Here is a 25,710-nt window from a genome sequence, read left to right as displayed (position 1 = left end):
GTCATATAAAGATGAATACCCTTTCTCTCACTGACTCTCGCTCATTATTTTACGATCATCACGGGACATTTCGCTCTCTTTGCCACTTTATGGCTTACGCTTCCTAATACCATTTCTTGAAAACCATTTAAGCCACGGCTGCCAATGACCACTGCATCGAATCCATGTTTATTTGCATAATCTACAATCGCAGGACCCGGTTCTCCGTGTAAGAAAATCGTTTCATACTGAATTCCTTCATGTTTGGCTTTTTGCTCGATCATTTGTAGTTTTTGTTTTCTTTTATCGGCTGCATCTAGCCCCCAGTGATTCAATACATCTTCTTTCGATTGCTTTCCATCAATAACATATACGATTTCTATCTTAGAGCCTTCATGGCAGTTTGCGAGAGCGATTGCTTTTTCTCCTGCTCTTAAGGAGTGTTCGGAACCATCTGTTGCGAGAAGAATTTTTTTGAACATCTTTTTTCCCCCATCCATTGAAAGCGTTTAGTATGTAGTTCTATATTTTTATACATATTCCTCTTTAGAAATTTAATGTTTTTTTACACTTTTTTGATATAGAGTAGATTATCCATGAAATAGAGAGAAAAAGGAAGATAAAAGTATTTGTTTACGCTTTCATTCATATTTCACAAATCATATGATCCATTATATAATGTGCCTTGTGTTAAACGGACCCGACTTTCATGAGAGTTGAAAGTCAAAATTTAATAGGAAGAGGTGCATTATGAATTTAAGTGAAAAAATTAAATATGAATGGTTTGGTAATGTGAGAGGAGATATCCTTTCGGGTATGGTCGTTGCAATGGCACTGATCCCCGAGGCAATCGCATTTTCTATTATTGCTGGCGTAGACCCTATGATCGGATTATACGCTTCATTTTGTATTGCGGTGGTCATAGCATTTGTAGGTGGACGACCAGGTATGATTTCGGCTGCAACAGGAGCAACCGCTCTTTTGATGACAACTCTTGTAGCTGATCATGGCTTGCAATATCTATTAGCTGCAACAGTTTTAACAGGAGTGATCCAAATTATCATGGGTGTCCTTAAATTAGGACGTTTAATGAAGTTTGTACCACGTTCTGTTATGGTTGGATTCGTAAACGCGTTAGCCATTCTGATCTTCTCGGCACAATTGCCTCACTTTGTTGATGAGTCATGGATTATGTATGCTATGGTTGCTGGAGCACTGGCAATTATATATATTTTACCACGCTTTACTAAAGCTGTGCCGTCTGCCCTAGTGGCGATTATTGCTGTGACAGTCTTTGCTGTGTTGACAGGAAGTGGAGTCCGTACAGTGGGAGACATGGGGGAATTAACCCAAACACTACCTCTTTTCTTAATCCCTGATATTCCACTGACTTTTGAGACTTTGCAAATCATCCTTCCGTATTCTTTATCGATTGCAATTGTTGGGTTGGTAGAATCTTTATTAACGGCTTCCATTGTTGATGATATGACTGACACGACGAGTGATAAGAACAAAGAAGCAAGAGGGCAGGGAATGGCCAATATCGTTTCAGGTTTCTTCGGAGGAATGGCGGGTTGTGCAATGATTGGACAATCTGTTATCAATGTTAAATCAGGTGGAAGAGGAAGACTTTCCGCTCTTGTTGCCGGGGTATTCTTGATGGTGTTGATTCTTGTCTTGAATGATTTCTTGGTGCAAATTCCAATGGCTGCCCTGGTTGGTGTCATGTTTATGGTTTCGATTGGTACGTTCGATTGGTCATCGTTAAAGAACCTGCACAAAACACCTTTTACTGATACACTTGTTATGCTCGTAACGGTAGGAACTGTTTTATTGACTCATGACCTATCAAAGGGAGTTCTTGTGGGGATCATATTAAGCGCAGTATTTTTTGCTTCTAAAATTTCAAAAGTGAAAATCACGACAATGGCATCTGAGGAAACACATAAGAAAGTGTACAGAGTATCAGGTCAATTGTTCTTTGCTTCTGTCACGGAGTTTGTCGAAAGCTTCGATTTCACGGAAGATATTAAAGAGGTAACTCTCGATTTGACTCATACCCACCTATGGGATGATTCAGCTGTTGGAGCAATTGATAAAATTGTCATTAAATACCATCAGAACGGTGTAAAAGTAAATCTGATCGGCTTGAACACCGAAAGTAATAAGTTAATGGACAGGCTGGCAGTTCATAATAAGCCAGGTGGATTGGATAAAGTCTCTAACCATTAAGTGAAAATATGAAAAGTCCTTGGTCAATGGATCAAGGACTTTTCTGTATACCATTTGAATGGAGGAGGAAATATGCAGCCAATCATTCAGGTATCCCGTTCCAATCAAAGAATAACTATGGCTTGCATAGTATACAATAGGCGGAGCATTAAGCTTTATGAAGAGTAATTGATTTACAAGTTCTGCCTTATTTCCTGTCGTTAATACTTGATTAAAAAAAGCCAGCAAGGAATCCTTCCCTGCTGGCTTGGCATTAATTAATCCCCACTGCATTAAAAGATTGTTTCACTGCATTCACTTCAGATGAAGTGCTTCCATATAAATCGGTTGCCGACTGGACAGCGGCAGCTCTTGCCTGACTGAAGGTTGACGAAGCTGTAAGGTACACTGTGTTCATTCGGTAGTAGATATCACCGAGTTTCTCACGACCAATCCCCGGAACGGTCACTCCATAATGAGTACCGCCTTCACTTAATAAATATGCTTGTTTGTTGATGATCCCACTATTCGTGTGCACTCCACCGTTATCACTTGTTCCTGTGTAACGCTTCGAATAATGATCGGGATCACCATATTTTGCCGGATTACTCATAGAGCGAAGTGCGTCACCGGATATGCCGGGAGTATAAATATCTTCTCCAATTTCGAAATCTGGATTCGACCCATTTTCATACTCTACCAGTGTTCCAAAAATATCTGATATTGCTTCGTTTAATGCTCCTGATTCATTTTGGTAAACAAGGTCTGAAGTGGAGTCTGTTACTGCATGGGTCAATTCATGAGCCACAACGTCTATTCCTCCAGAAAGTGGCGCGAAAGTGGTGCCATCCCCGTCTCCATACACCATCTGAGACCCGTTCCAGAATGCGTTATTGTACCCGCTGCTATAATGAACGGAAGATACTAAGCTCGCTCCTTGATTATCATAGGAATTACGGTTGTAGTGGTCTTTATAAAAGTCGTATGTGACCCCGGCGAAATAATGAGCGTCAACTGCAGGTGCATCGTAAGTGGCATTCAGCACGTTATCACTATCTGACCAAAGCGTTCCCGGTAAGAAAAACTGAGGGAAGAAAGTACGGTTATTCATGTTGTATGTATAAATACCATTCCCCTTTGTATTATCCTGTAAATAGTATTTCCCACTAGAAAGAGTTGTGTTTAAAGGCTTAGAGTCTCCTAATACACCTTTACCGGTTCCTACTTGATTCGTCCCATTTACTTCGTGCATATCATTGTATTTATTTAATATTTTTCCTGTTTTTGCATCAATAAAATAGTTCCAGTTACCAGGAGAAGGGTATAAAAAGTTTAAGTTTACAAAATAGGCGAAGGACGCAGAATCACCATCAGTATAGACAACTAATTCAGGTTTAGCCTCTTTTTCTAATGTCGGATTTAGGGCTAGGTCCTTTTTTGCGATTGATAAAGCTTTTTTGGCATTTATTTTCTTTTTGGATGATGTCATTTTTTTATCCAGGTCAGCAATAACCGATCCTGAAAGTGCTTGAAGTATACCATTGCTTCTAACGACCGCTGATTGTGTAGAACCCCAAACAGGAACATTTTGATACGTTTGTTGAATTCGGACGACTGTATTGCCAAGTTCATCTTTATCAACAGACAAAACCTTAAATTGCTCGTTCGATTTTTTGTCAGAAAGTTTGAATGTTGCTTTGTTTTTCTCTAAGAAGGAAAGTACGATGGTATCTGCCTGTTTGCCGGATGGAGAGGATAAAAGTCCTGAAACAAATTCCGGTGTCCCTGCTTTATTGTTCATTTGAAAGTGAGATGAGTCTGTCGGTGCCGCCAAACTCCCAGTCGTAATCATTCCAGATAATAAACCTACTGATAGTCCCACACTAATGATTTTTTTCTTTTTCAAACTAATTCCTCCTCTTTTTTTCTAATAATTCAGTCAAATTAAGATTATCATAAGAACTTGGAAGTGGGTATTGAGAAAATACAGGACTATTTGAGGGTATAGAATGGGGTTAAATGGGTGAGTTTTTGGAAAATTTTCATCATCATGCGGTGGAAATTCCAAATAAAAATATATTTACAAAAATATGGAAATTTATGCTAAAGTGTAAGGGGAAGTAAATGACGGAGAGGGTGATTCGCTGTAATGGGGATGTTGTTTCTATCAGGAGGCGGAGATCGGGATCAATCGATAGAGATTGATAAACAATTCGCAGCTGAAGTGAATAAGGGGAAACCGATTCTCTATGTTCCGGTGGCAATGGACCAAGAACATATTTCTTATGAAGCCTGTTACGAATGGATCAAGGATGTATTCTCTCCGTTCGGAATAAAGGATATTTCGATGTGGACCGAACTTAGTGGCAAGACCATTGAAGATTTACTTGAGTACTCTGCGGTGTATATAGGAGGGGGGAATACGTTTCGCTTGATGAACGATCTCCTTAGGTCGAATTTCTACTCATTAGTGAAGATGTATATGAACGAAGGAGGTATTGTCTACGGAGGGAGTGCAGGAGCGATCATTATGGGTACATCCATTTTAACCTGCACCCATATGGACGTTAATCTTGTTCGGCTTGAATCGTACTGTGGCCTTTCAATGGTTTACGATTATTCAATTTGGTGTCATTACGAGGAGGGAAATGACTCCATGATCCACACCTTTATAGAAAACAATCGAAGACCGGTTATAGCGCTACCAGAAGAAACAGGAGTAAAAGTCAAAAATGGAATGATAGTTGTGTCAGGCAAAAAAGGCGCGTATGTGTTTAATGGACAGAATAAGAAACAAGTAAATTCAGGGGAACGAATTTTCAATCTAGACACAAATGGGAGCAGGGATTAAATGAAACAAAACATTTACGATCATCCAACTTTTTTCAAGGAATATATGAACTTACGGGAAAGCGGGCTCACGTATAATGATTTTCTTGAACAACCGGCCATGAAAGCAGAATTACCCAACCTGAACGGGAAAAAGGTGTTGGATTTGGGATGTGGTATAGGTGGCCTTTCAACATACTGCATTCAGAACGGGTGCATCTCCGTCGATGCTGTCGATATCTCTTCAAATATGATCAACATTGCCAAGAATAAAAACGCTCATCAACAAATCGAATACATATGTACACCTATCGAAGAGTTTGAAAGACCAAAAGGTTCATATGACTTAATTGTCAGTTCCTTAGCTATTCACTATATTGAAGATTTTGCAGCTCTTATGGAAAAACTATCGCTCTTTCTAAAACATAATGGACTGTTCATTTTTTCAATTGAACATCCTATTGTAACAGCTCGTAAAGAAATGAGAAATTGGTTTAAGGATGGGAAGGGAGACAAGCTTTATTGGGCACTAGATCATTATCAGGAAGAAGGAAAAAGGGAACAGCAATGGTATGTAGATGGGGTAATTAAATACCACCGAACGATCTCAACCTTGGTCAACACGATAACGACTACAGGATTCATGGTTGAGAAAATGATCGAACCTCTCCCTACTCAAGAAGGATTGGAGTTAATGCCAAAATTGAAGAATGAGAAAAGGAGGCCGTCATTTCTCATCATAAAAGCTAGTAAAATCAAGTGAGTAGGGATGTTTGAAAGTGCCATGGAGAGTCAAACACTTTCGTCCAATGAATCATAGTAGGGACATAGGATAAGAAAAAGGACTTCTGCAAAGAAGTCCTTTTTCTTATCCTAGAAACTGCTGACGAGCTTCAACTGCTTTGTTTAAGGATTGATAGATTTTAATATTTGAAATACTGATACCCATTTGTACGAATTCGATGCTCATTTCAGGACGCATTCCTGACAAGATAGGCTCGATTCCAAGTAACTTCAAACTATCAATCAGCTTCATGATTCCTTGTTGGAATAATGGGTTCACTTCATAAACACCGGAGAGATCGATGATCAATTTGTGTATGGAAAGTTTTTTGCACTCAAGGAGAACATGTTCTGCCATCATTTCTCCACGCACTTCATCAACCTGTCCAATCAGAGGCAATACAGCAAGATCTGAGAAAATGGGAACGACTGGAGTGGATAATGACAAATACTTTTCTTCTGAAATTTTCAACTGCTCGTCTGCATAATCACTATAAGCTTCACAAAAAGCGGAAATCATCGTCGTAAATGATTGATCAATATCATGTGTAACCTGAAGAAGGATGTCCTTTGTTAAAGAGTCATCATTATGAAGGACGATATCTTCTAATACTACTTTTTTATATAGTGAGGACTTACTGATTGACATATTGAGTGGAACGCCTTGACCGGAAGCGAGTCTTCCCACTTCCTTTCCCCATTCCCTAGTATCACCATGGTGACTATCACCTTTAAGTAAACTTGTGCCAAGGAGTTCAATTAGCTGAACAAAATATGGCAGAGTATCATTTCTTCTCTCTTCCACATAAAGGGAAGGGTAGGCAGATGAAAGTTTGGAAAAAATAGTATTTGCGATTTCTCCCTTTCTCTCGATCAATTGATCTCCAATTGATGCAGTGATCATATGGTAAGTCATTTTCATCCTCCAGTTGAATCTTTTTCCTTTATTATAGAGTATTAATCTTTTTTCGTATAGAAGGGAATCACTAGAAATAAATTTGTGGAACATATTGACAAAAGGTGGATTGCTCCCTTATAATTTCAATAATTTAAAATATTTCCATTTTGGCGTTGAAAAGAAATTCATACTGATAGAATTGATGTACAGAGAGCTCTTAGCTGCTGAAATAGAGCCATCAGGATTATTATGATAAAAGACTTGGAGCCATGCATGAAGCAGCTTTCTTTAGTGAGTGCAACGGGTTCTCCCGTTATAGAGATAGGATATACGTGTATCCGAAAAGGTTGATGTGGTGACATATCAATAAACTGAGGTGGTACCGCGAAGATAAACTCTCGCCCTCAAGATTAATTTCTTGAGGACGGGGGTTTTTTTAAATGATCAAGAAGGAGTGGTTTCGTTGAATCCTGTATTGCTTGAAATTCCCACGGTGATTGAAACGGAAAGATTAGAATTAAGGATGCCCAATCCTGGTGATGGCAGTGTAGTTAATAGTGCCATAAAGGCTTCTTTGTCTGAATTGAAGCCTTGGCTGGGGTTTGCTCAAGAAGATCCTTCTGTGGAAGACACAGAGACCAACACCCGTGAAGCTCACGCTAAATTTCTAACTCGGGAAAGTTTGAGATACCTTATTTTCAGAAAAGGCACAAATGAATTTATCGGTTCTACAGGTTTTCATAATATTGATTGGAGTGTCCCTAAATTTGAAATTGGGTATTGGATTGATACCCGAATGGGAGGAAAGGGATACATGAAAGAAGCTGTTGGGAGACTAACCGAATTAGCGATATCCGAACTGAAAGGAAAAAGGGTCGAAATCAGGTGTGAATCTACCAATGTGAAGAGTCGGGCGATTCCTGAACAACTGGGGTATGAATTGGAGGGGGTCCTCAGAAATGAAGATCTCTCTGTTGACGGGGAAAGGTTAACGGATACATGTGTGTATGGAATGATTTCTGAAAGTTAAAAGAAAAGGAGGAAAATCATTTAGCAGGTTTTTCTTTAGATAATGAAGTAATAATTTATAAATTGGGGGTTTTCATTTGATACGTTACATATGTGAAACGTGTGGAGTGCAATATGAAGAGTTAGTTGAAGTACCCTCACAATGCTTGATTTGTGAGGAAGAAAGACAATATGTTAATCCTGCAGGCCAAACCTGGACTACATTAGGGGATATGAAGAGAGAATCCTATAGAAATACAATAATATTGGAGGAGTCCGGATTATATAGTGTGAAAACAAAACCGGAATTCGCGATCGGACAGACCGCTTATCTCATTCAAGAAAATGGATTCAACCTGCTTTGGGATTGTATTTCCTATCTGGATGAAGAAACGATTAGTGAAATCACAAGACTAGGTGGTCTTGATGCGATTGCCTTGTCTCATCCTCACTATTATTCTACTCAGGTTGAGTGGGCAGAGGCATTCCGAGTACCGATTTATATTCACGAGGATGATAGGGAATGGGTCATGAGAGAAAGTGAACACATAATATATTGGACCGGTGACTCCCTTGAGCTTCAGAACGGCTTGTCCATACATCGATTAGGTGGACACTTCAAGGGCGGGGCAGTGCTTGAATGGAAATCGGGGTTTGAAGGAAAGGGCATATTGCTTACAGGAGATATTATCCAAGTCGTGGCAGACTGTGAGTGGGTCAGTTTTATGTACAGCTATCCAAATCTGATCCCACTCCCGGGCACTAAGGTGAAAGAGATGGCAATGAAAGTGGAAGGGTTGAAATTTGAACGCTTATATAATGCCTTTCACCGGGTAGTGGATAAGCTAGCACATGAGAGGGTGCAGAAGTCGGCAGAGCGGTATGTGATGGCTTTAGAGGGTCGCTTGTTTGATACATAAGAGGATTGAATCATTACGGAAAGAAATAATGAAACGAATTCCACACAATATGAAGCTGGGCTTCTATCTTTATGACACTAAATCAAAAAAAACAATCATGATCAATGAGGATGATTGGTTTCCTTTGGCAAGCGTAACAAAATGGATTACGTCAATGGTTATTACAATACTTAATCGATCAGTTGACAGGAAAGATCTGTTTCTGGCCATCAGTGAACACTCCAGGACGGCATACGAGAGATTAAACAAGGTATTTCCCGATTCCCATTTGAATGAAATCTTAAAAGGGTTAGATATTGAATGTATAATATCTTCTTATAATAGGGATGTTGTGAATAATAATGGAACGCCGAAGGGTCTATTCAGATTGATGAACATTCTTTTATCCAGGGAAGCCTTAAATCCGGATGGGAGGGGTGCGATCATTGAAGGTATGAAACAACAGGCAGATTCAGATGGGTTTCGTTTCGAAGGTCAGTGGTATCATATGACGGGTGGTTTAGATGGTGTTTGTAATGATGTAGGGTTTGTAGAAGCTGCTGATAGGAAATTGATAGTGATTGGGCTCCTTCACTGTGAAGATGATGCTGTTGAGTGGACAGACCTTGAGAAAGTCATGAATGAGATTGGAGAATTGATCCGCAACACGTATTCTAGTGCATTCAAATGACCTTCAAAGCGGAATTTTGATTGACGGGAAATGCCCATTCAAACCGAACAACCAGCTTCGATCATCGAAGCTGGTTGTTTACATTTAGGCATTCACCCAATCACTCTTTAGCAGACTATACGTCACAATGTCTTCATAGTGGTCATACAGCCATTGACCCTCCCGAGTGATCCCTTCTTTCGTAAATCCCAATCGTTCAGGAATACCAATGCTTTTTGTATTGTTGACCGCACATTGGATTTCTACCCGGTTGAGGTCCATTTCGGTGAAGAGATAGTTTAATAGAGAGGAAATCGCTCTTGTGATAATGCCTTTTCCCTGGGCTTCTTGCGATAGAAGGTATCCAATACTGGTACTACTCGTTTTCCAATCAATATAATGGAGACCGAGCATACCGACCAATTTCCCTTGATAACGAATCCCTGCATCGAATCCGTTGTTATCGGCATAATTCCGGATCCAGATGGGGATGATCGGTTCCAAATCCTGAGGGGAGCTGCGCTTATCCACCCAAAGAAGCCACCTTCTTAGATGCTCCCGATTTGAATTAATCAGTTCGTATAACTCTTCTTTATGGTGCTGCTGAAATAGTTCGATTGAGATATCTGGATCTACCGTGAATGAAAACATGGAAACACTCTCCTTTATAATATTTAGAAGATTATACCATATTTTGATTTTATACGTTTCCAACTCGAATAAAGGGAAATGATATTTATCATAAGAGGAATGAAAAGCAAAGAGAAAACAGAATGATTTTTTCAACTGTTCAATCATAAAAAAGGGGGCAGAGACCCAATATTCAGCTTCTTTTCTTGGTAAATATACTTTATTACGGAATTCCAATTCTTCTCAACACTTATAAATCCCTTGAAACATTACCATACTTTAAGTAGTATAGATAAGTAGAAAATTGTAGAGTTTTGAAATGAGGGTTTTAAATGGAAAAGAAATCCATATACGGATTAACATTAGATCAACTGACATCTTGGCTGGTTGAAAACGGACAAAAGAAGTTCCGTGCGGCTCAAATATGGGATTGGTTATATAAAAAGAGAGTGACAAACTTTGCGGATATGAAAAATCTAAACGCGGACTGTGTCCAGCTGCTGAATGAGCATTTCTATATTCACACACTCACCCAGGAAATCAAACAGGAATCCAAGGATGGTACCATCAAATTCTTATTCAAGCTTGAGGACGGTAACCTCATTGAAACAGTTCTAATGCGTTTCAATTACGGCTTGAGTGTATGCGTTACGACACAGGTCGGCTGTAACATCGGTTGTACATTCTGTGCAAGCGGACTACTGAAGAAGAATCGAGATCTGAGTAGTGGCGAAATTGTCGAACAGATCATGAATGTTCAACATCATCTTGATGAAGCTGGAAATGATGAGCGTGTTAGTCACATCGTCGTAATGGGTATCGGTGAGCCATTCGATAACTATGATAATATGATGGACTTCTTCCGAGTGGTAAATGACCAGAAAGGTCTTTCAATCGGAGCGCGACATATTACGGTATCTACAAGCGGACTGGCAGATAAAATTTATAAATTTGCCGATGAAAATATTCAAATCAACCTGGCTGTGTCACTGCATGCACCAAATAATGAACTTCGTACAAAAATTATGAAAATCAATCGTGCTTATCCATTAGAGAAACTAATGCCGGCCATTGATTATTACTTGGAGAAGACGAATCGACGCATCACATTCGAGTATATTCTCCTAAGTGATGTGAATGACCATAAGGAAGAGGCAGTTCAGCTAGCTAAACTCCTGAAAAACAAGCGTCATCTTTCATATGTCAACTTGATTCCATACAATCCGGTTGACGAACACAATCAATATCAAAGAAGTACAAAGGAAGCGATCGTTGAATTCTACGGTACATTACTTGAACACGGAATCAATTGCGGAGTCCGTGTAGAACAAGGTACAGATATTGATGCAGCGTGCGGTCAGTTAAGAAGTAAGCAAATTAAGAAAGATAAGATTAAATCATAAGGTATTCACCATTAGCACATGAACTCCTGTGGGGGTTTGTGTGCTTTTTTTGCTGTTTTCGTAAACTTTGTTGCTATTTAAGGTAGCGATTGGTGTTTCGATTGCGAGGGGTTTTGGCCGTTCGTCCAAGAAAAGCGAGTCGTTACCTTCACCATATATCGTACACACTTATTGACAAAGCCTTGGAAGCTCGTATGTTAGAAACCACCAATCTTGGCGAAAAGAGCTTTTTTTGATTAAAATTCTATATTTATTGAATATTGCATTCTATAAATGTAGAATATATATAGAAATAAAAATTATGGGAAAGAGGTGTATTTAATGGATGTGCTCCAAATGACTAGTAGAAGAAGAGAAACATATGAGATAAAGATTGAAGCTTCTCTTTTATGGGAGACTGCTTTAGGAATTGCAGCTATTACGAATAAGAGACTCATAGATACGTTGGAGAAACCAAAAGAATCATGGGATCAGTTGAAAAAGTCTCTCTCAAAGCAGTTGATACGTGAATTAACATTTGTTGAAAATGAAAACACTTGGAAAGCACTCTTGCTGTTGTTACATCAAAAAGAATTTCAAAAGCTTTCTGAGTTCATGGCATTTCTGGATGAGTTGGACGATGAGACATTCAGGTATATCTGCCTGCCTTACATAGGTGTCAAATTTCAAGAACTTCGAACCCTCGCTTCACGAGGAGATAATGCATCCCGTCAAACCTTAAAGAAACGGACGGAAGATAATCTGTTTTTTCCTGATTATATTGAATTCATCTGTACAACTGACCCTCTAAAGTTAAAAAGTCATCTAAAAAATGTCATGACTAATTGGTATGAAGAAGTGACTGCTCCCCAAGCGGAGACGTTAACAGGAATTCTTACACTGGATAAACAGGCTAAAAAGAAAATGAGTGAAAAATTGAAGCCAGAGGCGCTGGTGGAATGGGCAACCGGTGGGATCACTTATTTGCCGGAGCCGAGTGTTCATACTGTTCTGTTGATTCCCCAGTTGGTCTACCGCCCTTGGAACGTGGAAGGAGATGTCGAAGGGGTAAAAGTGTTTTATTACCCTGTAGCCAATGAAAGCATTTATCCGAATGATTTGGATATGCCAAGCTATTTCTTAGTTCAAAAGCATAAAGCTCTTGGTGATGAAGCGCGCCTCCGAATGGTTAAATTGTTGAAGGGTTCCGAACGCAGCCTCCAGGAAATCACAAATGAACTGACTATGGGTAAATCCACGGTTCATCATCATTTGAAAATACTCCGCTCCGCACGGTTGGTCGAAACACAAGATGGGAAGTACAGGTTGAAAGAGAATGCAGTACAATCATTATCGAATGAATTGATGCAGTATTTAACTGAGGAATAAAAGGGGAGTCAGGTATGAAAGAGATTGGGATCAAGCAGGAACCGATGAACGATACTCCTCCGCTCAAGCAAAATTATTCTGTTTTTCGATTTATGGGAGGGAATATGATTTCTTTTTTCGGAGATCAGATCTATTTAATTGCGATTCCACTTATGGTGCTCTCAATGACCGGATCCCCTGTGAGTATGGGGATTGTGGCTGGACTTGAACGGTTACCGATAATGTTGCAGCCGTTCACGGGAATTCTTTCTGATCGATTCAATCGAAAGCAGCTACTCCTGATTTGCGATTTGGGGAGAGGTATGACAGTAGGCGCGATCGGCGTCCTTTTCCTTCTGGGTGGATTACACATGTGGATGCTTTATGTCGGGGCGTTTTGTATCGGAGTACAGAGCCAGATTTACAATACGTCACAATTCGCTTCGATTCCAAGCATGGTTAGAAGGGAAGATCTTCAGGCTGTAAATTCATTGAATTCGGGTATCTTTAATTTAGCTCTGTTTCTAGCACCTGGTGTTGGTGGACTGATTATCTCCTTTTTCAATCCTGGATATGCTCTGTTGGTGAACAGTTTAAGCTTCTTTCTATCATTCCTTGCGATTTTAAGTATTCGGAGCAAGAAGGCTGAAAAGGTTTCTTCTCCCTTTTCCTTCTGGCGAGATATCCAGGAGGGCTTTCAATTTGTACTTAAAACGAAGCCGATCCTATTCACGAATCTTGCAATGATTATGTCTGTGTTCGGAACGACCCTGCTTCTCACGTTGATGGTATTTCATTTACAAGATTCAATGAATTTAAGTGCGACTTCCATTGGGTGGTTATTATCCATGGGGGGAGTGGGTGCCATTGCAGGGGCTTTCATGGTGACCTTTTTCCGGAAGCGGTTTTCATATCGGAGGATCTTATTTACCTCATCTGTCTTCGGAGGGATGTCCATCTTCTTTTTTGGGAATGCAGAGTCCTATTTTTGGCTCATAATCATGAACGCAATCGGAACATATGCTGCAGCAATGATGAGTCCGTGCATCATTACGATTCGGCAAACCCTAACACCTGATCACCTATTAGGGCGGGTTCAGGCCACTAGCAGGTTTATGACATGGATCCTCATGCCACTCGCTGCATTTCTTGCAGGATTCCTGGCAGAATCAATGGGAACTGGTCCAACCATCATGCTTGGCGGAGCCATTTCCACCCTGGCGTCCATTCCTTATCTTCACTGGAGCCTAAAGGAATAACGAAAGAGGTCCGTCCCTCCAGGGTTTCTTACTATCAAGGGACGGACCTTTCTTTTTTATTTTGTGATAGGATGGAAATGGAAAACTTTTGGGTGAGGAGAATGAATAGATGCGTCGTTTATGTTCTATTGGAATGGACGAAAGATTTGTCAACAACAATAAACAGTAGTTGTAGGGAGAATGGATTCTTGTTGTCTTTTTTTAGAGAGAAAACGAACATCGGAAATTTTCTGAAAACCTTTTATTTTCGACTGAAATGGAAGGAAATCATATTGAATCGACGTTGGAAAAATGGCATCGGAACGATTTCAGCTAAGTGAGGAGGCAAAGAATGCAATCAAATCATCATGATATTACGATTATTGGAGCTGGTGTAAGTAGTGTGTTCCTTGCTTACACCTTAATGAAAGAGAACACGGACCTATCTATACATATGATCGACCTGGGTAAGGAACTAAGTGAACGGGTATGCGGTTTGGATTCTGGAAAAGAATGCACATGTGAAGGGGTTTGCAGTAAATACGCTGGGTTCGCAGGTTTGGGGAAATCAGAGGGTAAGTTCAATTATACGAATGATTTTGGAGGAGAGTTAGGAAGGAAGATCGGAGACGAACTGAGCCTCAATTTAATGAAGGAAGTAGACGAAATACTCTGTCTATATGGAGGTGATAAAGTCCCTGCCTATAATACAAAAAATGAAGCACTTTCAATCAGGGCCAGTCACTACGATTTAAAGGTGCTTTATACAGAAGTACGACATTTAGGGACTCGCTTAGCGAATAAGGTATTCCAAGAAATGTATGAAGTACTCAAAGAGCGTATTACTTTCCGTTTCGAGACGAAAGTTGATAAGATTTCTGAAATTGAATCAGGTTTTCTGTTACAAACGGATAAGGGTGAATTTACAGCCAATAAAGTCGTCATCGGTACGGGGATGAGCGGCAGCCGTTGGTTAAAGAAACAGACCACTTCGCTTGGGTTGTATCCAGGAGAAACACGGCTTGATCTGGGGATTCGAGTGGAGATGAAGGGTGACCAGCTAGCCTCGATTTTAAAAGAGACTTTTGAGACGAAGCTGAAAATAGAAAAAGAGTCCTATAGTGCCACTACCTATTGCATGAATCCTTGTGGGAGAATTCTCAGGAAGCATCAGTTTGGAATGGTCATGCCTGACGGGCAAAATGCTCGGGAAGAGGATACTCCGAGTGCCAATCTTAATTTCAGCTTATTCGTTCCCGAGTATTTTCAATCCCATGATGAGGCAATAGAGCATGCTTTGAAAGTCATTGGTGGAATTAATGGAGGAAAAGACCGAATTGTCATGCAACGATTGGAGGACTTCAAATCTCATCACACAACGGAAACAGTAGAAGGGAATGAGGTAGGTCCGTCCCTCCGTGCTGAATGTGGTAATGTGAGGGATGAAGTTCCTGAATTGTATTGTGAAGCACTTGAGGAGTTCTTAGTGGCTTTAGAAGGACTTATAGGGGAAGCTATTCATGGGGACACGCTTTTGTATGGACTCGATGCAAAGTTTTATGAGCCTAAAATTAGAACCAATGAACATTTTGAGACTGATATAGAAGACCTTTATTTAATTGGAGATTGTTCTGGAGAAACCCATTCCTTATCACAGGCAGCTGCAAGCGGTGTGTATGTAGGGAAATACCTTGCAAAAGTATATTTTACCAATAAATGATAAAAATAGAATAATTTGAAACCTTTCTGAGCTTTCTTTCGTATGAGTAGAAAAGAAGGCACAGAAAGAATTTTTTTATGGGTTTAATCGCAGAAAAAAAGAGTATGAATATGAAAAAAATGTAGATATTCATCAGAAAAAGCAAATGTACTCGTTGCTAAATCGACTTGGGGTATTCATTTTCATTGGATGGGGCTTCTTGATCTTCACTGTCCCACTAGATTTCAACCAAAACGGTGAATGGGTTCATGTGAGAGGTATTCATTTAAATGGGGGAATGATACTTAGATTTTTTCTATGTTTGATCACAGTTGGCTTCCTTTATTTTGGATTGCTATATTTATATTTTAATAAAACGCGGGGAAAACCCATCGTATTAATTAGTTTATTGTGTCTTGGTATAAGCGATGCCATCTTATTCTTCTTGGTATTGTAAATTTTGTATTCAATAACGAAGGGAATCATTAATGATTGGAGGCAACCAAATTGTACTACTATTTTAATGTTTTATTAACAATCGTCATCCTGATTGTAGGAACCGGTTTGGCATTTTTCATTGACCAATTCAGTAAACAACTAGAAAAGTTGATTCCTTCTAGGTTTTTATCCTTTTCGATTATTGTAATCCTCTTTTCGTTAATGGCGGGGGCTACGATGATGATAAGTCTAATGAAAGGATGGAACTTAATGGATACTGCATTCATTTCAAGCCTATGCTTCTTTGGACTCGGGTGGATCACGAATATATCAAAACGAGCTGGAATCAATCAGGCAGGAACTGCAGCTAAATTCATTACAAATAACCAATATAAATATGAATATGAATCAACAAGTTCTTCAAAAAAGAGTCCCTATTTGATAGCGAGCCTATTGTTTCTCGGTATTAGTTGGGGGATATCATTTTGGATTGTGTACATTTAATAGTAAGTAGTGGAAATGAAATACATAAAATAATGGGAGGAAGGGTCATAAAATGCAGGAGCTCTTTTCTTATAACTGGCAAGTGCGAGAAGAATGGTTTGAATGGTGCAAAGGAGTCAATCAGTCAGAACTTACGAAGGAGCGTACAGGCGGGAGGGGGAGCATTCTGAAGAATCTCTTTCATGTAGCCGATTGTGAACAGATTTGGATGAATCAACTACAAGGTAAACCCGTAATGAAAAAGGATCTCCACGCTATATCAACCCTGGACGAAGTCATCGGATTTTCCGCAATGACACGTCAGCAAACAGAATTCTTTCTGTCATTATGGACACCGGCATACGACAAGAAAGAATTTCAAATGACTTCACCGTCAGGTAAGACATACAGCTTTTCATATAAAAAGGTAATGCAGCATGTGGTGACGCATGAGATTCACCATATTGGACAACTATCCGTTTGGGCACGGGAAATAGGAGAAAAACCAGTGTCGAGTGATTTGATTTTTAAGTGATTTATGTATTACAGTAGGAGGATGTTATGAAATGAGTTTCTGGAGATGGATAACGATTTTTATTGTATGTTTGGAAGTATTGCTGTAGCGATAAGTGCTGAAAAGAAGTAATAGACGTGGTACAAATAATGGTTGACTCATTAGGCTTCAAAATGCCTCATACAGCACCTGGTACGAAAAGGAGAGACGACTGTTTTATTTCAGCTTGATTCCCGGTTTAAGAAGCAAGTGGAAGAGCAGGGTACTTCGTAAACGGACATTCAATTTATTTGAAAATAGCCTTTCATGCTACTTATTATATCGATGGAACAATTAAGAATCATACTACTATGTAGAAAACGTTCTTTGCCACTAAATGCGAACTGATGGATGGGAGTAGTCTATTTAAGAAAAAATCCCTTTAGTCGTGTGAGTATGAGTGTTATACTTTATGAATTGTTCGATTAGAAAAAGGAGTGAGAACGCCGATGAAATACATGAAGTCGCAGATGAAACAATTAATCAGGGATAATAAAGAATTGCAGGATCGTTTAAAAGAGCTGATGGATGAAATGAATTTAGAACGTACATTTGCTTTAAAAGCCCTCTATCATTCGGAAGTCGCTGAAGGTGGAAAATATCAGGCTGACTATCAAGCGCTGGACTTACCAAAAGAGTAAGTCTTTTTTTTTTATTGTGAATTAGCTCAAAAGACGACCCTAGAGTGCAGAATAATTACTAACAGTGACTCCTTATATATGGTAAAATAATACATATAAAAAGGGAGTGAAATCATGAAATTCGTATTTGATTTAGACGGAACGATTTGCTTTAAGGGAAAACCTGTTTCAGAAAAAATCGTGCAATGTTTACTTGATTTAAAGTCGAGTGGTCATGAACTTATTTTTGCATCTGCAAGACCCATTCGGGATATGCTTCCCGTATTAGATGTGAAGTTGCATTCATTTCCATTGATTGGAGGGAACGGTTCTCTCCTTTATAAAGATGGGGAGGTCATACACTCAACTGCATTTGGCCGTAATGACCTGGACATGATTTTTTCTCTAATCAACAAATTTGAGGCTACTTATTTAATAGATAGTGAGTGGGATTATGCTTTTACCGGTCCACATAACCACCCAATCCTGAACTTTCTTGATCCTGCCAATCTTGCTCAAGCACTCCCTGTCACGTCATTGGAATCGATTGTGAAGATATTGCTGTTAACGTCTACAAACTTTCCTGAGTTAACGAAGCAATTGGCTACAATGAATGTAATCGTACACTTACATACAAATGAAAATATTGTGGACATCAGTCCGGTAAACATACATAAATGGAGTGCATTATCTACACTTGGAGTGCGGGAGGGAGACTTTATAGCTTTTGGAAATGATGCAAATGATGTCTCAATGTTCAAAAACGCAAAGCGTTCTGTCATGATCGGGTATCATGAAGAACTTTCGAAAGTTGCTGATGATCAGGTCCAATTGAAGGGTGACTATGAAGAGGGCATCATTACGAAATTGAAAATCCTATGTACAGAATATAGCGAAGTGAAGAATTAGCGATGATATAGTAAGGGCTAAGTAGGAGGGGAAAGCCCTACACTTAGCTTTTTTTTTTCGAATTCAAACGATTGACTTCCGAAATGAAATGTATTATATTAATTGACAGGTCAATGATTGACCCCTCAATTAAATAAAAGGAGGAGGATGCTTTGTCCCACAATTGTAGTGAAGAAGAGAAAATCATTGTTCAACTAAATGATATTTATAAGCAAATGAGTCCTAAGTTTGAGCGCTGTACTGGAATCAGTCAATCTCGCCTGGATCTATTACACAAATTGTTTGAGGTCGAAGAAATCAGTCAGACTGCCTTGCAAAAAGTAGTTAACATTGATAGTGCAGCCGTGACAAGGCACTTAAAACAGCTTGAAGGAAAAGGAATGGTCTCCAGACGTAAAAACCCTGATGATAACCGATTTACATTTGTTCGTTTAAGTGACGAAGGGCGAATGAAGATAGAAGCATATCGTGAAGAAAAGGAAATTTTCATCTCAAAAGTCTTTAAGGACTTTACAGAAGAAGAGCGCTCGACTTTATCGGAGATGCTCAATCGTATCCAAGGTAACGTTCAGGAAATCGAAAAGTAGATAACATATTAAAAACCTACACAAGAGGAGAATGCAACATGAACCAAACAAAAATCAATGATTTTAATGAAATTATTACAGGACGTCGTTCAATTCGTAGCTATGATCCATCTGTTAAAATCAGCAAAGAAGAAATGACCGAAATTCTTACAGAGGCAACGCTAGCACCATCATCTGTTAACTTGCAACCATGGCGTTTTGTTGTAATTGACAGCCCTGAAGGAAAAGAAACCCTTGCACCGCTTGCAAAATTCAATCAGACACAAGTCACAACATCTTCAGCTGTGATTGCTGTATTTGTAGATATGAACAGCCTTGACTATGCAGATAAAATTTATAATAAAGCAGTTGATGAAGGATATATGCCTGCTGAAGTAAGAGACAGACAGCTACCAGCAATTAAAGGTTTGTTGGAAAACATCCCGACTGAACAATTTAGAGAGATGAATCTCATTGATGCAGGGCTTGTATCCATGCAGTTAATGCTTGCTGCTCGAGCTCACGGTTATGATACAAATCCGATTGGTGGCTATGAAAAGGATCAAATTGCCGAAGCTTATAATATGGACAAAGAACGTTACTATCCAGTCATGCTGATCTCAATCGGGGAAGCGGCAGATGCGGGCTACAAATCAGTCCGTTTACCAGTAGAATCCATCACGGAATGGAAATAACATTAAAAAAGGAGAAATGACATGTTCATCATACATGCAGAATTTCAAATTAACCCAATCAAAGAATCAGCATTTTTAGAAGAGATCCGTCCTCTAGTGGCATCATCTAGAGCTGAGGAAGGCAACATTTCATATGATTTAATGAAAGATACTGAAAGAGAAAGTGTCTATACGATGGTGGAGGTTTGGAAAGACTCAGCTGCCGTTGAAAGTCATAATACAAGTGAACATTTCACTTCATTTGTAGGAAGAGCACCTGAATATCTAGCTGCTCCATTAGATGTTAAGATTTATGAAGGAAATAAGATTGAGAAATAATTGTGTGGAGGCACCCGACTTAGGTTGGGTGCTTTTTTTATTGAGCAAAATTGAAGGGGATTTTTAAAAATCGAAGCAAACTGGAACACACATTAAAAAATGTACGTATTAATGTCTATTTTTATATTGTTGTATCATTTACAATAGTGTGCGCCATACACTATAATAAAAAGTAGGAGATGATGATATGAGCGATGTGAATGAATTAGTCGATAAATTATTACAAGAATTGAGAAGGGGGACCATAACCATTGGGGTCCTGAGTCAGCTCTCCCGTCCTCAATACGGCTATTCCCTGGTGACGATGCTGGGTGATAAGGGAATTACAGTAGAACCGGGGACGTTATATCCTCTTCTTCGCAGATTAGAAAAGCAAGGACTGCTGGAAAGTGAATGGGACACAAATGAGGCGCGACCACGCAAATATTACGTATTGAGTTCCAGAGGCAAAGAAGTATATATGATTCTACTAAGAGAATGGAGAAAGATAGTGAAAAGCATGGATGTATTAATCGATGATAAGGGAGGAATCACATATGGAGATGATTGAGCGATATATTTATGCTGTTACAACCAAACTTCCTCAATCACAACGAGAGGAAATTGGCAGGGAATTGCAAGGCTTAATTCATGATATGCTTGAGGCAAGAGGTGAGAGCAAAACTGATGAGGATATCAGAGAGGTTCTCTTGGAACTCGGCAGTCCGAAAGAAATGGCAGATAAATACCGAGGTAGTAGAGGATTTCTGATTAGCCCATCTTTGTTTCAATCCTATGCGACCATATTGAAACTTGTACTGATTTCCCTGACCATTGGGTTGAGCATCGCATTTGTGATTGAAACGATCATGAATCCAGTCTCGATCATGGGTCATTTTGCTGAATTGATTGGGTCGATAGTACAGGTTGGTTTACAGACATTCGCCTGGATTACAATTGTGTTTGCCCTGATCGATTACAAACAGCTCATACCTGAAGGAGTGAAACAAGGTATAACTATAAAATGGAAACCAGAAAACCTTCCAGTGGTCCCCGATAAGAAAAAACAAATTAAACGGGGGGAAGTTTTGTTTGGGATCATTTTTTCCATTCTCATATGGATTGCCTTCATGTCATTTACTCGTTACCTCGGTATACTAGTCTTTGAACATGATGAATTAAAAGGTGTTGCCCTCTTTTTAAATAGTGATTTTCTCCAATACTTTCTTCCTGCAATCTACATCATGGTCGGTTTAAGCATCCTAAAAGAAAGTTTAAAGCTAGTCGTCGGAAGGTGGACCGGGAAGTTAGCTGTCTCTATCCTTGTTATTAACACAGCTATCCTATTACTTGGGTTATTTCTATTAAGGGACGGAGCAATCTGGAATCCTTCTTTCGTTGAAGAACTTTTGAGCTTGAGAGAATGGGGTTCATTGGACTCACATGCAGGAGAGATTCATCGCATGTGGGAATCTGCAAAAGAGTGGGTGCGCATCGGGTTCGTCCTGACCATATTTATTGAAACTGCAAGTGTGATGTATAAAGGATTTAAAAAATAATTTGTTGTTCGAAGGAGAAGCTGTTCACATAGGTGAATGGTTTTTTCTTCTCCTCAATAGGAATTTCGAATGACGATTTTTTTCATCCTCCAAGGATTACTTTATAAAAGTAGTCATATCGAAAGAATTTTCCATTTAATATTTTTCAATAGACCACAAAGAAGAGTTGAGAGGAAAGTTTGATTTTTAATCGATAATTTTAAGAAAAGTGAAATAATTAGTACTGATTAAATGGAAAAATGTGCTATTATGGAATGTGTTCATACATATATAAGGAGTGAAGATGATGACATCAGCCACTACATGGACAGAAGTAGACCATTATTATACTAGTAAACTACAAAGTTCAGATTCAATTATGGATTCTGTACTGAAAGCAAATAGTGAAGCAGGACTTCCAGCAATAGATGTCTCACCAAATCAGGGGAAATTCCTTTCATTATTAGCGCAAATGAAAGGGGCAAAACGAATTCTGGAAATTGGGACACTCGGCGGCTATAGTACGATTTGGCTTGCAAGGGCATTGCCTGCAGATGGTCGGATTGTTACCCTTGAATATAGCGAGGAGCATGCAAAGGTCGCAGGTGAAAATATTCGGAACGCCGGATTGACAGAGAAGGTAGAAATCAAAATAGGCGCTGCCCTCGATACATTACCTACTTTAGAAGGGGAATTTGACTTTATCTTCATCGATGCTGATAAACAAAACAATGTCCATTATTTAGAATGGGCACTTCGATTATCTGTGCCTGGAACGGTCATCATTACCGATAATGTGGTTCGAAGCGGAAGAGTGATTGATGAGAATAGCGAAGATGAAAGTGTTCAAGGTGTCCGTCAATTTGTCGAAATGCTTTCTAAAGAGACCAGGATCGAATCAACGGTTGTTCAAACTGTAGGCTCAAAAGGCTATGACGGATTTGTAATGGGAATTGTTAAAGAATAAAATTTTATATTGTGTTTTGTTGCATTTTTAAGTAAAATAAATGAAAATTCAAAATCATACATGTCATGATAGGAATCAGTAGTGATTTATCTCCCTGGTTTAGAGAGCTGATGGTTGGTGAGAATCAGTCCAAAGATAAGCGCGAATTACCTCCTTGAACATTCTTTGTGAACGCATTAGTAGCAAAGAACGGCCGGTCCGTTATCCGAATCGAGTGGAAGAGTGATCTTCAATGAGGGTGGTACCGCGTAAACCACGTCCCTTTTATAGGGGGCGTGGTTTTTTGGCGTTGATTTTAGATGCTCGATTTGTAGGTATGAGCGGATGTATAGAGTTAACGGCGAAATATTCATTTTAACAGCGAATTCTAAAATATAACGGCGGAATTTCAATTTTAACGGCGAAATCCAAAATATATCGGCGAATTGAAGAAAATGTACTTCGCTAACCAATTAATACATTCAAACAAGGAGGAATCTTTATGCATCACAAGTGGGAAGCACTTTCAGAAAATCAGCAAATTGAAGTCGAAAGGCAGTTGGCTCAATACAAAAATGGAGCCCAGGAAATCATTCCTGAAGCAGAATTAAAACAAAAACTAGTGAAATCAATCTCGACCGGAACCCCCTTAAAAATCAAGCTGGGTCTTGATCCAACTGCTCCAGATGTTCACATTGGTCATACAGTCGTCCTGAATAAATTAAGACAATTTCAGGAAAACGGCCATATCGTTCAGCTCATTATCGGGGATTTCACCGGTAAAATAGGGGATCCCACCGGCAAATCGGTTGCAAGAAAGCAATTGACGGATGAAGAAGTAAAGAGAAATGCCCAAACATACTTTGAGCAATTTGGGAAGGTACTTGATAAAGAAAAGGTAGAGCTTCATTACAATTCGAAATGGTTGTCTTCATTGAGTCTTGAGGATGTCATCCACTTAGCATCGAAGATCACGGTTGCCCGATTAATTGAACGAAATGATTTCTCTAATAGGTTATCAGAAGGAAAACCGGTTTCACTCCATGAGTTGTTCTACCCGTTGATGCAAGGGTACGATTCTGTTGCCCTCCAGAGTGATGTAGAGCTTGGAGGAACAGACCAGCAGTTTAATGTCCTGATGGGGAGGCATCTCCAGGAACATTACAATCAGGAGAAACAAGTGGTCTTATTACTTCCTTTACTAGAAGGTCTTGACGGTGTAAATAAAATGTCAAAATCAAAACATAACTACATTGGAATAGATGAAGAACCTCATCAAATGTTTGGAAAGACGATGTCGATTCCGGATGAGTTAATTATCAAATACTTTAATCTGATAACCGACTTATCATTAGAAGAGAAGATGAAGTTAGCAAATAAATTAGAGGATGGCACCCTTCATCCTAGAGACGCCAAAATTCATTTAGGGAAAACAATTGTAAGGATGTACCATGGAAGAAAAGCTGCCGAACAAGCTGAGAGTCAATTCAAGGAAGTCTTCCAAAAAGGGGCACTCCCTAATGACATTCCAGAAGAAGAGTGGAAGGGTATAGGGAAAATATCCGTTGTCGACCTCCTTGTGACTTTAAACATGCAAAGTTCAAAGAGTGAGGCACGACGGATGTTAAAGAATGGAGGCATCAGGATTAATTCAGAAAAAGTATTGGATGAAAACACAGAAGTAGACGTTGTGGATGGGATGGTTGTGCAAGTAGGGAAGAGAAAGTATAAGAAGTTAAGATTGGTGAATGGTTGATCTCTGGTAAAGACTGAAACACCACTCTTTTCATATAAAAAATTCTATGTTGATGGAGAATGAACAACAGTAGCCCTGTACAGACACCCATTTCTTGGTCATTCATATTATGAGTATAACTGACCAAGAAAAGGTGGTTCCTTTAATGAATCCATATGAGTTTTACCGACAATTCAAACCCTTTTACCTGGATGGATATGTTCGATCTCAAGAGAATCTTACCCTGGTGAACAATCTTCAAAAGGCCATCAATGGCGAATACAGTGCTATTGCCTGCTATGAAAAACTTGCTATGTTAGCCACTTCTAAGGAAGAAAGAGAGAGGATTCTTGAAATTCGAAAAGACGAAAAACGCCATTATAAGGCATTCAGTGATATCTATATACATCTGACAGGAGTTCAACCTAGTCCTCAATTGCAAGAAGGATGTCCCGATTCTTACAAAAAAGGACTTGAATTTGCCATGAAGGATGAGCAGGAAACGGTTGATTTTTATTATAGCGTCTCAGATGGTGTGCAAGAAACATTCATTAAGGATACACTCCGGCGGGCAGCTGCAGATGAACAAAATCACGCAGTTTGGTTTTTGTTTTTTATGATACAGAATAAAGGAAGAAGCAGATCTGCGCGACAAGTGGATTTTGGGGCTAAAGGTGCTCTCGCTGCGCCAACACTTTCGGTTCCTCAAATGCTCGTATATGCTATGCAGGACGAATATCTGGCACAAGCGAGATATGATCGAATCATTCAGAATTTCGGTAATATCCGCACCTTTTTGCAAGTAAAAGAAGCAGAGATGCGTCATATTACGGCATTGCAGACTCTGTTCGAACGATACGGAATCCCCCTACCTCAAGATCAATCGCATTCTTATGTGACGACGCCTGAATCGTTAAAAGGTGCTTATGGTGAAGGGGTCAAAGGAGAGGTTGATAATATTGCCATGTATGATCGATTTTTGACTTTTAATCTTCCACAGGATGTCATGATCGTCTTCACACAATTAAGAAATGCTTCACAGAATCATTTAGCTGCATTCCAAAGAGGCTTAGCGAGATGAAATAACCGCCTATTTAAGGTGGTTATTTTTTATATGAAAAAAAATTTACAGGAAATATACCAGTGGTTCAAAGAAGGGGCTACAAACCATATAGTACCCCCTCATTGAGTATTTCAATGATCTCCCTATCAAGCATGAACGATATCCCCATGATCGAGGCAAGACAGATCCTCATATTGACATCTTGGTTCCTGTTAATAAAAAGTGATTTTTGATAAAAAAAGAGATAGACATGTGACTCGTCTATCTCTTTAA

26 protein-coding genes and 1 other annotated feature are annotated in these 25,710 nt (G+C 39.4%); of the genes, 22 read left to right on the top strand and 4 right to left on the bottom strand.

All coding sequences use genetic code 11. From position 1 onward, the window contains the following. Positions 1 to 44: 44 nt before the first annotated feature. Entirely contained in the window at positions 45 to 461 is a 417-nt protein-coding gene (locus FGG79_RS05570; RefSeq protein WP_138776740.1) for a universal stress protein, read from the bottom strand. 268 nt (positions 462 to 729) lie between these two features. Here FGG79_RS05570 and FGG79_RS05565 point away from each other — a divergent pair, with 268 nt between their 5' ends. After that, a complete protein-coding gene (locus FGG79_RS05565; RefSeq protein WP_138776739.1) occupies positions 730 to 2,211 on the top strand; it encodes a SulP family inorganic anion transporter in 1,482 nt (493 codons plus the stop codon). Positions 2,212 to 2,464: 253 nt separating this feature from the next. On the opposite strand, the gene FGG79_RS05560 is transcribed toward FGG79_RS05565, so the two are convergent. Beyond that, positions 2,465 to 4,096 carry a M4 family metallopeptidase gene (locus tag FGG79_RS05560; RefSeq protein WP_138776738.1) on the bottom strand — a complete coding sequence of 544 codons (1,632 nt, stop codon included), beginning with the start codon at positions 4,094 to 4,096 and terminating at the stop codon, positions 2,465 to 2,467. 243 nt (positions 4,097 to 4,339) lie between these two features. Between FGG79_RS05560 and FGG79_RS05555 the strand changes: the two genes are divergently transcribed. Together FGG79_RS05555 and FGG79_RS05550 are read left to right on the top strand one after the other, a co-directional pair. Beyond that, on the top strand, positions 4,340 to 5,041 hold the full coding sequence (locus FGG79_RS05555) for a Type 1 glutamine amidotransferase-like domain-containing protein (protein WP_138776737.1): 702 nt from the start codon (positions 4,340 to 4,342) through the stop codon (positions 5,039 to 5,041). Beyond that, positions 5,042 to 5,782 carry a class I SAM-dependent methyltransferase gene (locus FGG79_RS05550; protein ID WP_138776736.1) on the top strand — a complete coding sequence of 247 codons (741 nt, stop codon included), beginning with the start codon at positions 5,042 to 5,044 and terminating at the stop codon, positions 5,780 to 5,782. A 105-nt stretch (positions 5,783 to 5,887) separates the two neighbouring features. On the opposite strand, the gene FGG79_RS05545 is transcribed toward FGG79_RS05550, so the two are convergent. Beyond that, on the bottom strand, positions 5,888 to 6,718 hold the full coding sequence (locus FGG79_RS05545; protein ID WP_171050814.1) for an STAS domain-containing protein: 831 nt from the start codon (positions 6,716 to 6,718) through the stop codon (positions 5,888 to 5,890). Between the two features lie 445 nt (positions 6,719 to 7,163). On the opposite strand from FGG79_RS05545, the gene FGG79_RS05540 reads away from it, so the two are divergent. The 3 genes from FGG79_RS05540 (at position 7,164) to FGG79_RS05530 (ending at position 9,298) form a co-directional block, all read left to right on the top strand. Further along, complete coding sequence (locus tag FGG79_RS05540; protein WP_138776734.1) at positions 7,164 to 7,730, top strand: GNAT family N-acetyltransferase; 567 nt, start codon at positions 7,164 to 7,166, stop codon at positions 7,728 to 7,730. 76 nt (positions 7,731 to 7,806) lie between these two features. Beyond that, a complete protein-coding gene (locus tag FGG79_RS05535; RefSeq protein WP_138776733.1) occupies positions 7,807 to 8,628 on the top strand; it encodes an MBL fold metallo-hydrolase in 822 nt (273 codons plus the stop codon). Continuing rightward, positions 8,618 to 9,298: a serine hydrolase gene (locus tag FGG79_RS05530; protein WP_171050813.1), complete on the top strand. Its 681-nt coding sequence runs from the start codon at positions 8,618 to 8,620 to the stop codon at positions 9,296 to 9,298. Before FGG79_RS05535 ends, FGG79_RS05530 begins: the two co-directional genes overlap by 11 nt. 84 nt (positions 9,299 to 9,382) lie before the next feature. Here FGG79_RS05530 and FGG79_RS05525 read toward each other — a convergent pair whose 3' ends face one another. Then, positions 9,383 to 9,928 (bottom strand): GNAT family N-acetyltransferase, encoded by a 546-nt coding sequence (locus FGG79_RS05525; protein WP_138776731.1) that lies wholly within the window; start codon positions 9,926 to 9,928, stop codon positions 9,383 to 9,385. A gap of 311 nt (positions 9,929 to 10,239) precedes the next feature. Here FGG79_RS05525 and rlmN point away from each other — a divergent pair, with 311 nt between their 5' ends. The 16 genes from rlmN (at position 10,240) to FGG79_RS05445 (ending at position 25,455) form a co-directional block, all read left to right on the top strand. Next, positions 10,240 to 11,310, top strand: a complete 1,071-nt coding sequence (gene rlmN / locus FGG79_RS05520; protein ID WP_138776730.1) for a dual-specificity RNA methyltransferase RlmN — start codon at positions 10,240 to 10,242, stop codon at positions 11,308 to 11,310. 321 nt (positions 11,311 to 11,631) lie between these two features. Next, entirely contained in the window at positions 11,632 to 12,678 is a 1,047-nt protein-coding gene (locus tag FGG79_RS05515; RefSeq protein ID WP_138776729.1) for an ArsR/SmtB family transcription factor, read from the top strand. A gap of 14 nt (positions 12,679 to 12,692) precedes the next feature. Further along, positions 12,693 to 13,916, top strand: coding sequence for an MFS transporter (locus FGG79_RS05510; RefSeq protein ID WP_138776728.1), 1,224 nt, complete (start codon positions 12,693 to 12,695; stop codon positions 13,914 to 13,916). Between the two features lie 331 nt (positions 13,917 to 14,247). Then, the gene (locus FGG79_RS05505; protein WP_138776727.1) at positions 14,248 to 15,615 is read left to right on the top strand and encodes an NAD(FAD)-utilizing dehydrogenase; all 1,368 of its coding nucleotides are present in this window, start codon (positions 14,248 to 14,250) and stop codon (positions 15,613 to 15,615) included. Positions 15,616 to 16,101: 486 nt separating this feature from the next. Further along, positions 16,102 to 16,536 (top strand): hypothetical protein, encoded by a 435-nt coding sequence (locus FGG79_RS05500; protein ID WP_138776726.1) that lies wholly within the window; start codon positions 16,102 to 16,104, stop codon positions 16,534 to 16,536. A 52-nt stretch (positions 16,537 to 16,588) separates the two neighbouring features. Further along, a complete protein-coding gene (locus tag FGG79_RS05495) occupies positions 16,589 to 17,050 on the top strand; it encodes a DinB family protein (RefSeq protein WP_138776725.1) in 462 nt (153 codons plus the stop codon). A 467-nt stretch (positions 17,051 to 17,517) separates the two neighbouring features. Then, positions 17,518 to 17,709 (top strand): hypothetical protein, encoded by a 192-nt coding sequence (locus FGG79_RS05490; RefSeq protein ID WP_138776724.1) that lies wholly within the window; start codon positions 17,518 to 17,520, stop codon positions 17,707 to 17,709. 114 nt (positions 17,710 to 17,823) lie between these two features. Beyond that, positions 17,824 to 18,597: an HAD-IIB family hydrolase gene (locus FGG79_RS05485; protein WP_138776723.1), complete on the top strand. Its 774-nt coding sequence runs from the start codon at positions 17,824 to 17,826 to the stop codon at positions 18,595 to 18,597. Between the two features lie 152 nt (positions 18,598 to 18,749). Continuing rightward, positions 18,750 to 19,184: a MarR family winged helix-turn-helix transcriptional regulator gene (locus FGG79_RS05480; protein ID WP_171050812.1), complete on the top strand. Its 435-nt coding sequence runs from the start codon at positions 18,750 to 18,752 to the stop codon at positions 19,182 to 19,184. Positions 19,185 to 19,222: 38 nt separating this feature from the next. Continuing rightward, positions 19,223 to 19,858, top strand: coding sequence for a nitroreductase family protein (locus FGG79_RS05475; RefSeq protein ID WP_138776722.1), 636 nt, complete (start codon positions 19,223 to 19,225; stop codon positions 19,856 to 19,858). 21 nt (positions 19,859 to 19,879) lie between these two features. After that, a complete protein-coding gene (locus tag FGG79_RS05470; RefSeq protein ID WP_138776721.1) occupies positions 19,880 to 20,176 on the top strand; it encodes a putative quinol monooxygenase in 297 nt (98 codons plus the stop codon). 187 nt (positions 20,177 to 20,363) lie between these two features. Next, positions 20,364 to 20,726, top strand: a complete 363-nt coding sequence (locus FGG79_RS05465) for a PadR family transcriptional regulator (RefSeq protein WP_138776720.1) — start codon at positions 20,364 to 20,366, stop codon at positions 20,724 to 20,726. Then, entirely contained in the window at positions 20,713 to 21,714 is a 1,002-nt protein-coding gene (locus FGG79_RS05460; protein ID WP_138776719.1) for an HAAS signaling domain-containing protein, read from the top strand. Before FGG79_RS05465 ends, FGG79_RS05460 begins: the two co-directional genes overlap by 14 nt. 286 nt (positions 21,715 to 22,000) lie before the next feature. After that, positions 22,001 to 22,660 carry an O-methyltransferase gene (locus FGG79_RS05455; protein ID WP_138776718.1) on the top strand — a complete coding sequence of 220 codons (660 nt, stop codon included), beginning with the start codon at positions 22,001 to 22,003 and terminating at the stop codon, positions 22,658 to 22,660. Positions 22,661 to 22,716: 56 nt separating this feature from the next. After that, positions 22,717 to 22,926 (top strand) — a binding site (T-box leader). Positions 22,927 to 23,141: 215 nt separating this feature from the next. Continuing rightward, positions 23,142 to 24,395 carry a tyrosine--tRNA ligase gene (gene tyrS, locus FGG79_RS05450; protein WP_138776717.1) on the top strand — a complete coding sequence of 418 codons (1,254 nt, stop codon included), beginning with the start codon at positions 23,142 to 23,144 and terminating at the stop codon, positions 24,393 to 24,395. Positions 24,396 to 24,540: 145 nt separating this feature from the next. Beyond that, a complete protein-coding gene (locus tag FGG79_RS05445; protein WP_138776716.1) occupies positions 24,541 to 25,455 on the top strand; it encodes a DUF2202 domain-containing protein in 915 nt (304 codons plus the stop codon). Positions 25,456 to 25,710 lie beyond the last annotated feature (255 nt).

Source organism: Bacillus sp. BHET2, assembly GCF_005938125.1.
Classification (GTDB): Bacteria; Bacillota; Bacilli; order Bacillales; family Bacillaceae_B; genus Rossellomorea.
Note: the sequence above shows the minus strand (reverse complement) of the source record. Positions and strands in the feature narration are given on the sequence as shown.

What these genes read in the sequence shown, in the direction of transcription:
- rlmN (WP_138776730.1), top strand. Translation starts at nt 10,240, where the DNA reads ATGGAAAAGAAATCCATATACGGATTAACATTAGATCAACTGACATCT.
- FGG79_RS05505 (WP_138776727.1), top strand. Translation starts at nt 14,248, where the DNA reads ATGCAATCAAATCATCATGATATTACGATTATTGGAGCTGGTGTAAGT.
- FGG79_RS05545 (WP_171050814.1), bottom strand. Translation starts at nt 6,718, where the DNA reads ATGACTTACCATATGATCACTGCATCAATTGGAGATCAATTGATCGAG.
- FGG79_RS05485 (WP_138776723.1), top strand. Translation starts at nt 17,824, where the DNA reads ATGAAATTCGTATTTGATTTAGACGGAACGATTTGCTTTAAGGGAAAA.
- tyrS (WP_138776717.1), top strand. Translation starts at nt 23,142, where the DNA reads ATGCATCACAAGTGGGAAGCACTTTCAGAAAATCAGCAAATTGAAGTC.
- FGG79_RS05510 (WP_138776728.1), top strand. Translation starts at nt 12,693, where the DNA reads ATGAAAGAGATTGGGATCAAGCAGGAACCGATGAACGATACTCCTCCG.
- FGG79_RS05460 (WP_138776719.1), top strand. Translation starts at nt 20,713, where the DNA reads ATGGAGATGATTGAGCGATATATTTATGCTGTTACAACCAAACTTCCT.
- FGG79_RS05455 (WP_138776718.1), top strand. Translation starts at nt 22,001, where the DNA reads ATGACATCAGCCACTACATGGACAGAAGTAGACCATTATTATACTAGT.
- FGG79_RS05490 (WP_138776724.1), top strand. Translation starts at nt 17,518, where the DNA reads ATGAAATACATGAAGTCGCAGATGAAACAATTAATCAGGGATAATAAA.
- FGG79_RS05550 (WP_138776736.1), top strand. Translation starts at nt 5,042, where the DNA reads ATGAAACAAAACATTTACGATCATCCAACTTTTTTCAAGGAATATATG.
- FGG79_RS05525 (WP_138776731.1), bottom strand. Translation starts at nt 9,928, where the DNA reads ATGTTTTCATTCACGGTAGATCCAGATATCTCAATCGAACTATTTCAG.
- FGG79_RS05515 (WP_138776729.1), top strand. Translation starts at nt 11,632, where the DNA reads ATGGATGTGCTCCAAATGACTAGTAGAAGAAGAGAAACATATGAGATA.
- FGG79_RS05555 (WP_138776737.1), top strand. Translation starts at nt 4,340, where the DNA reads ATGGGGATGTTGTTTCTATCAGGAGGCGGAGATCGGGATCAATCGATA.
- FGG79_RS05475 (WP_138776722.1), top strand. Translation starts at nt 19,223, where the DNA reads ATGAACCAAACAAAAATCAATGATTTTAATGAAATTATTACAGGACGT.
- FGG79_RS05565 (WP_138776739.1), top strand. Translation starts at nt 730, where the DNA reads ATGAATTTAAGTGAAAAAATTAAATATGAATGGTTTGGTAATGTGAGA.
- FGG79_RS05570 (WP_138776740.1), bottom strand. Translation starts at nt 461, where the DNA reads ATGTTCAAAAAAATTCTTCTCGCAACAGATGGTTCCGAACACTCCTTA.
- FGG79_RS05470 (WP_138776721.1), top strand. Translation starts at nt 19,880, where the DNA reads ATGTTCATCATACATGCAGAATTTCAAATTAACCCAATCAAAGAATCA.
- FGG79_RS05445 (WP_138776716.1), top strand. Translation starts at nt 24,541, where the DNA reads ATGAATCCATATGAGTTTTACCGACAATTCAAACCCTTTTACCTGGAT.
- FGG79_RS05495 (WP_138776725.1), top strand. Translation starts at nt 16,589, where the DNA reads ATGCAGGAGCTCTTTTCTTATAACTGGCAAGTGCGAGAAGAATGGTTT.
- FGG79_RS05465 (WP_138776720.1), top strand. Translation starts at nt 20,364, where the DNA reads ATGAGCGATGTGAATGAATTAGTCGATAAATTATTACAAGAATTGAGA.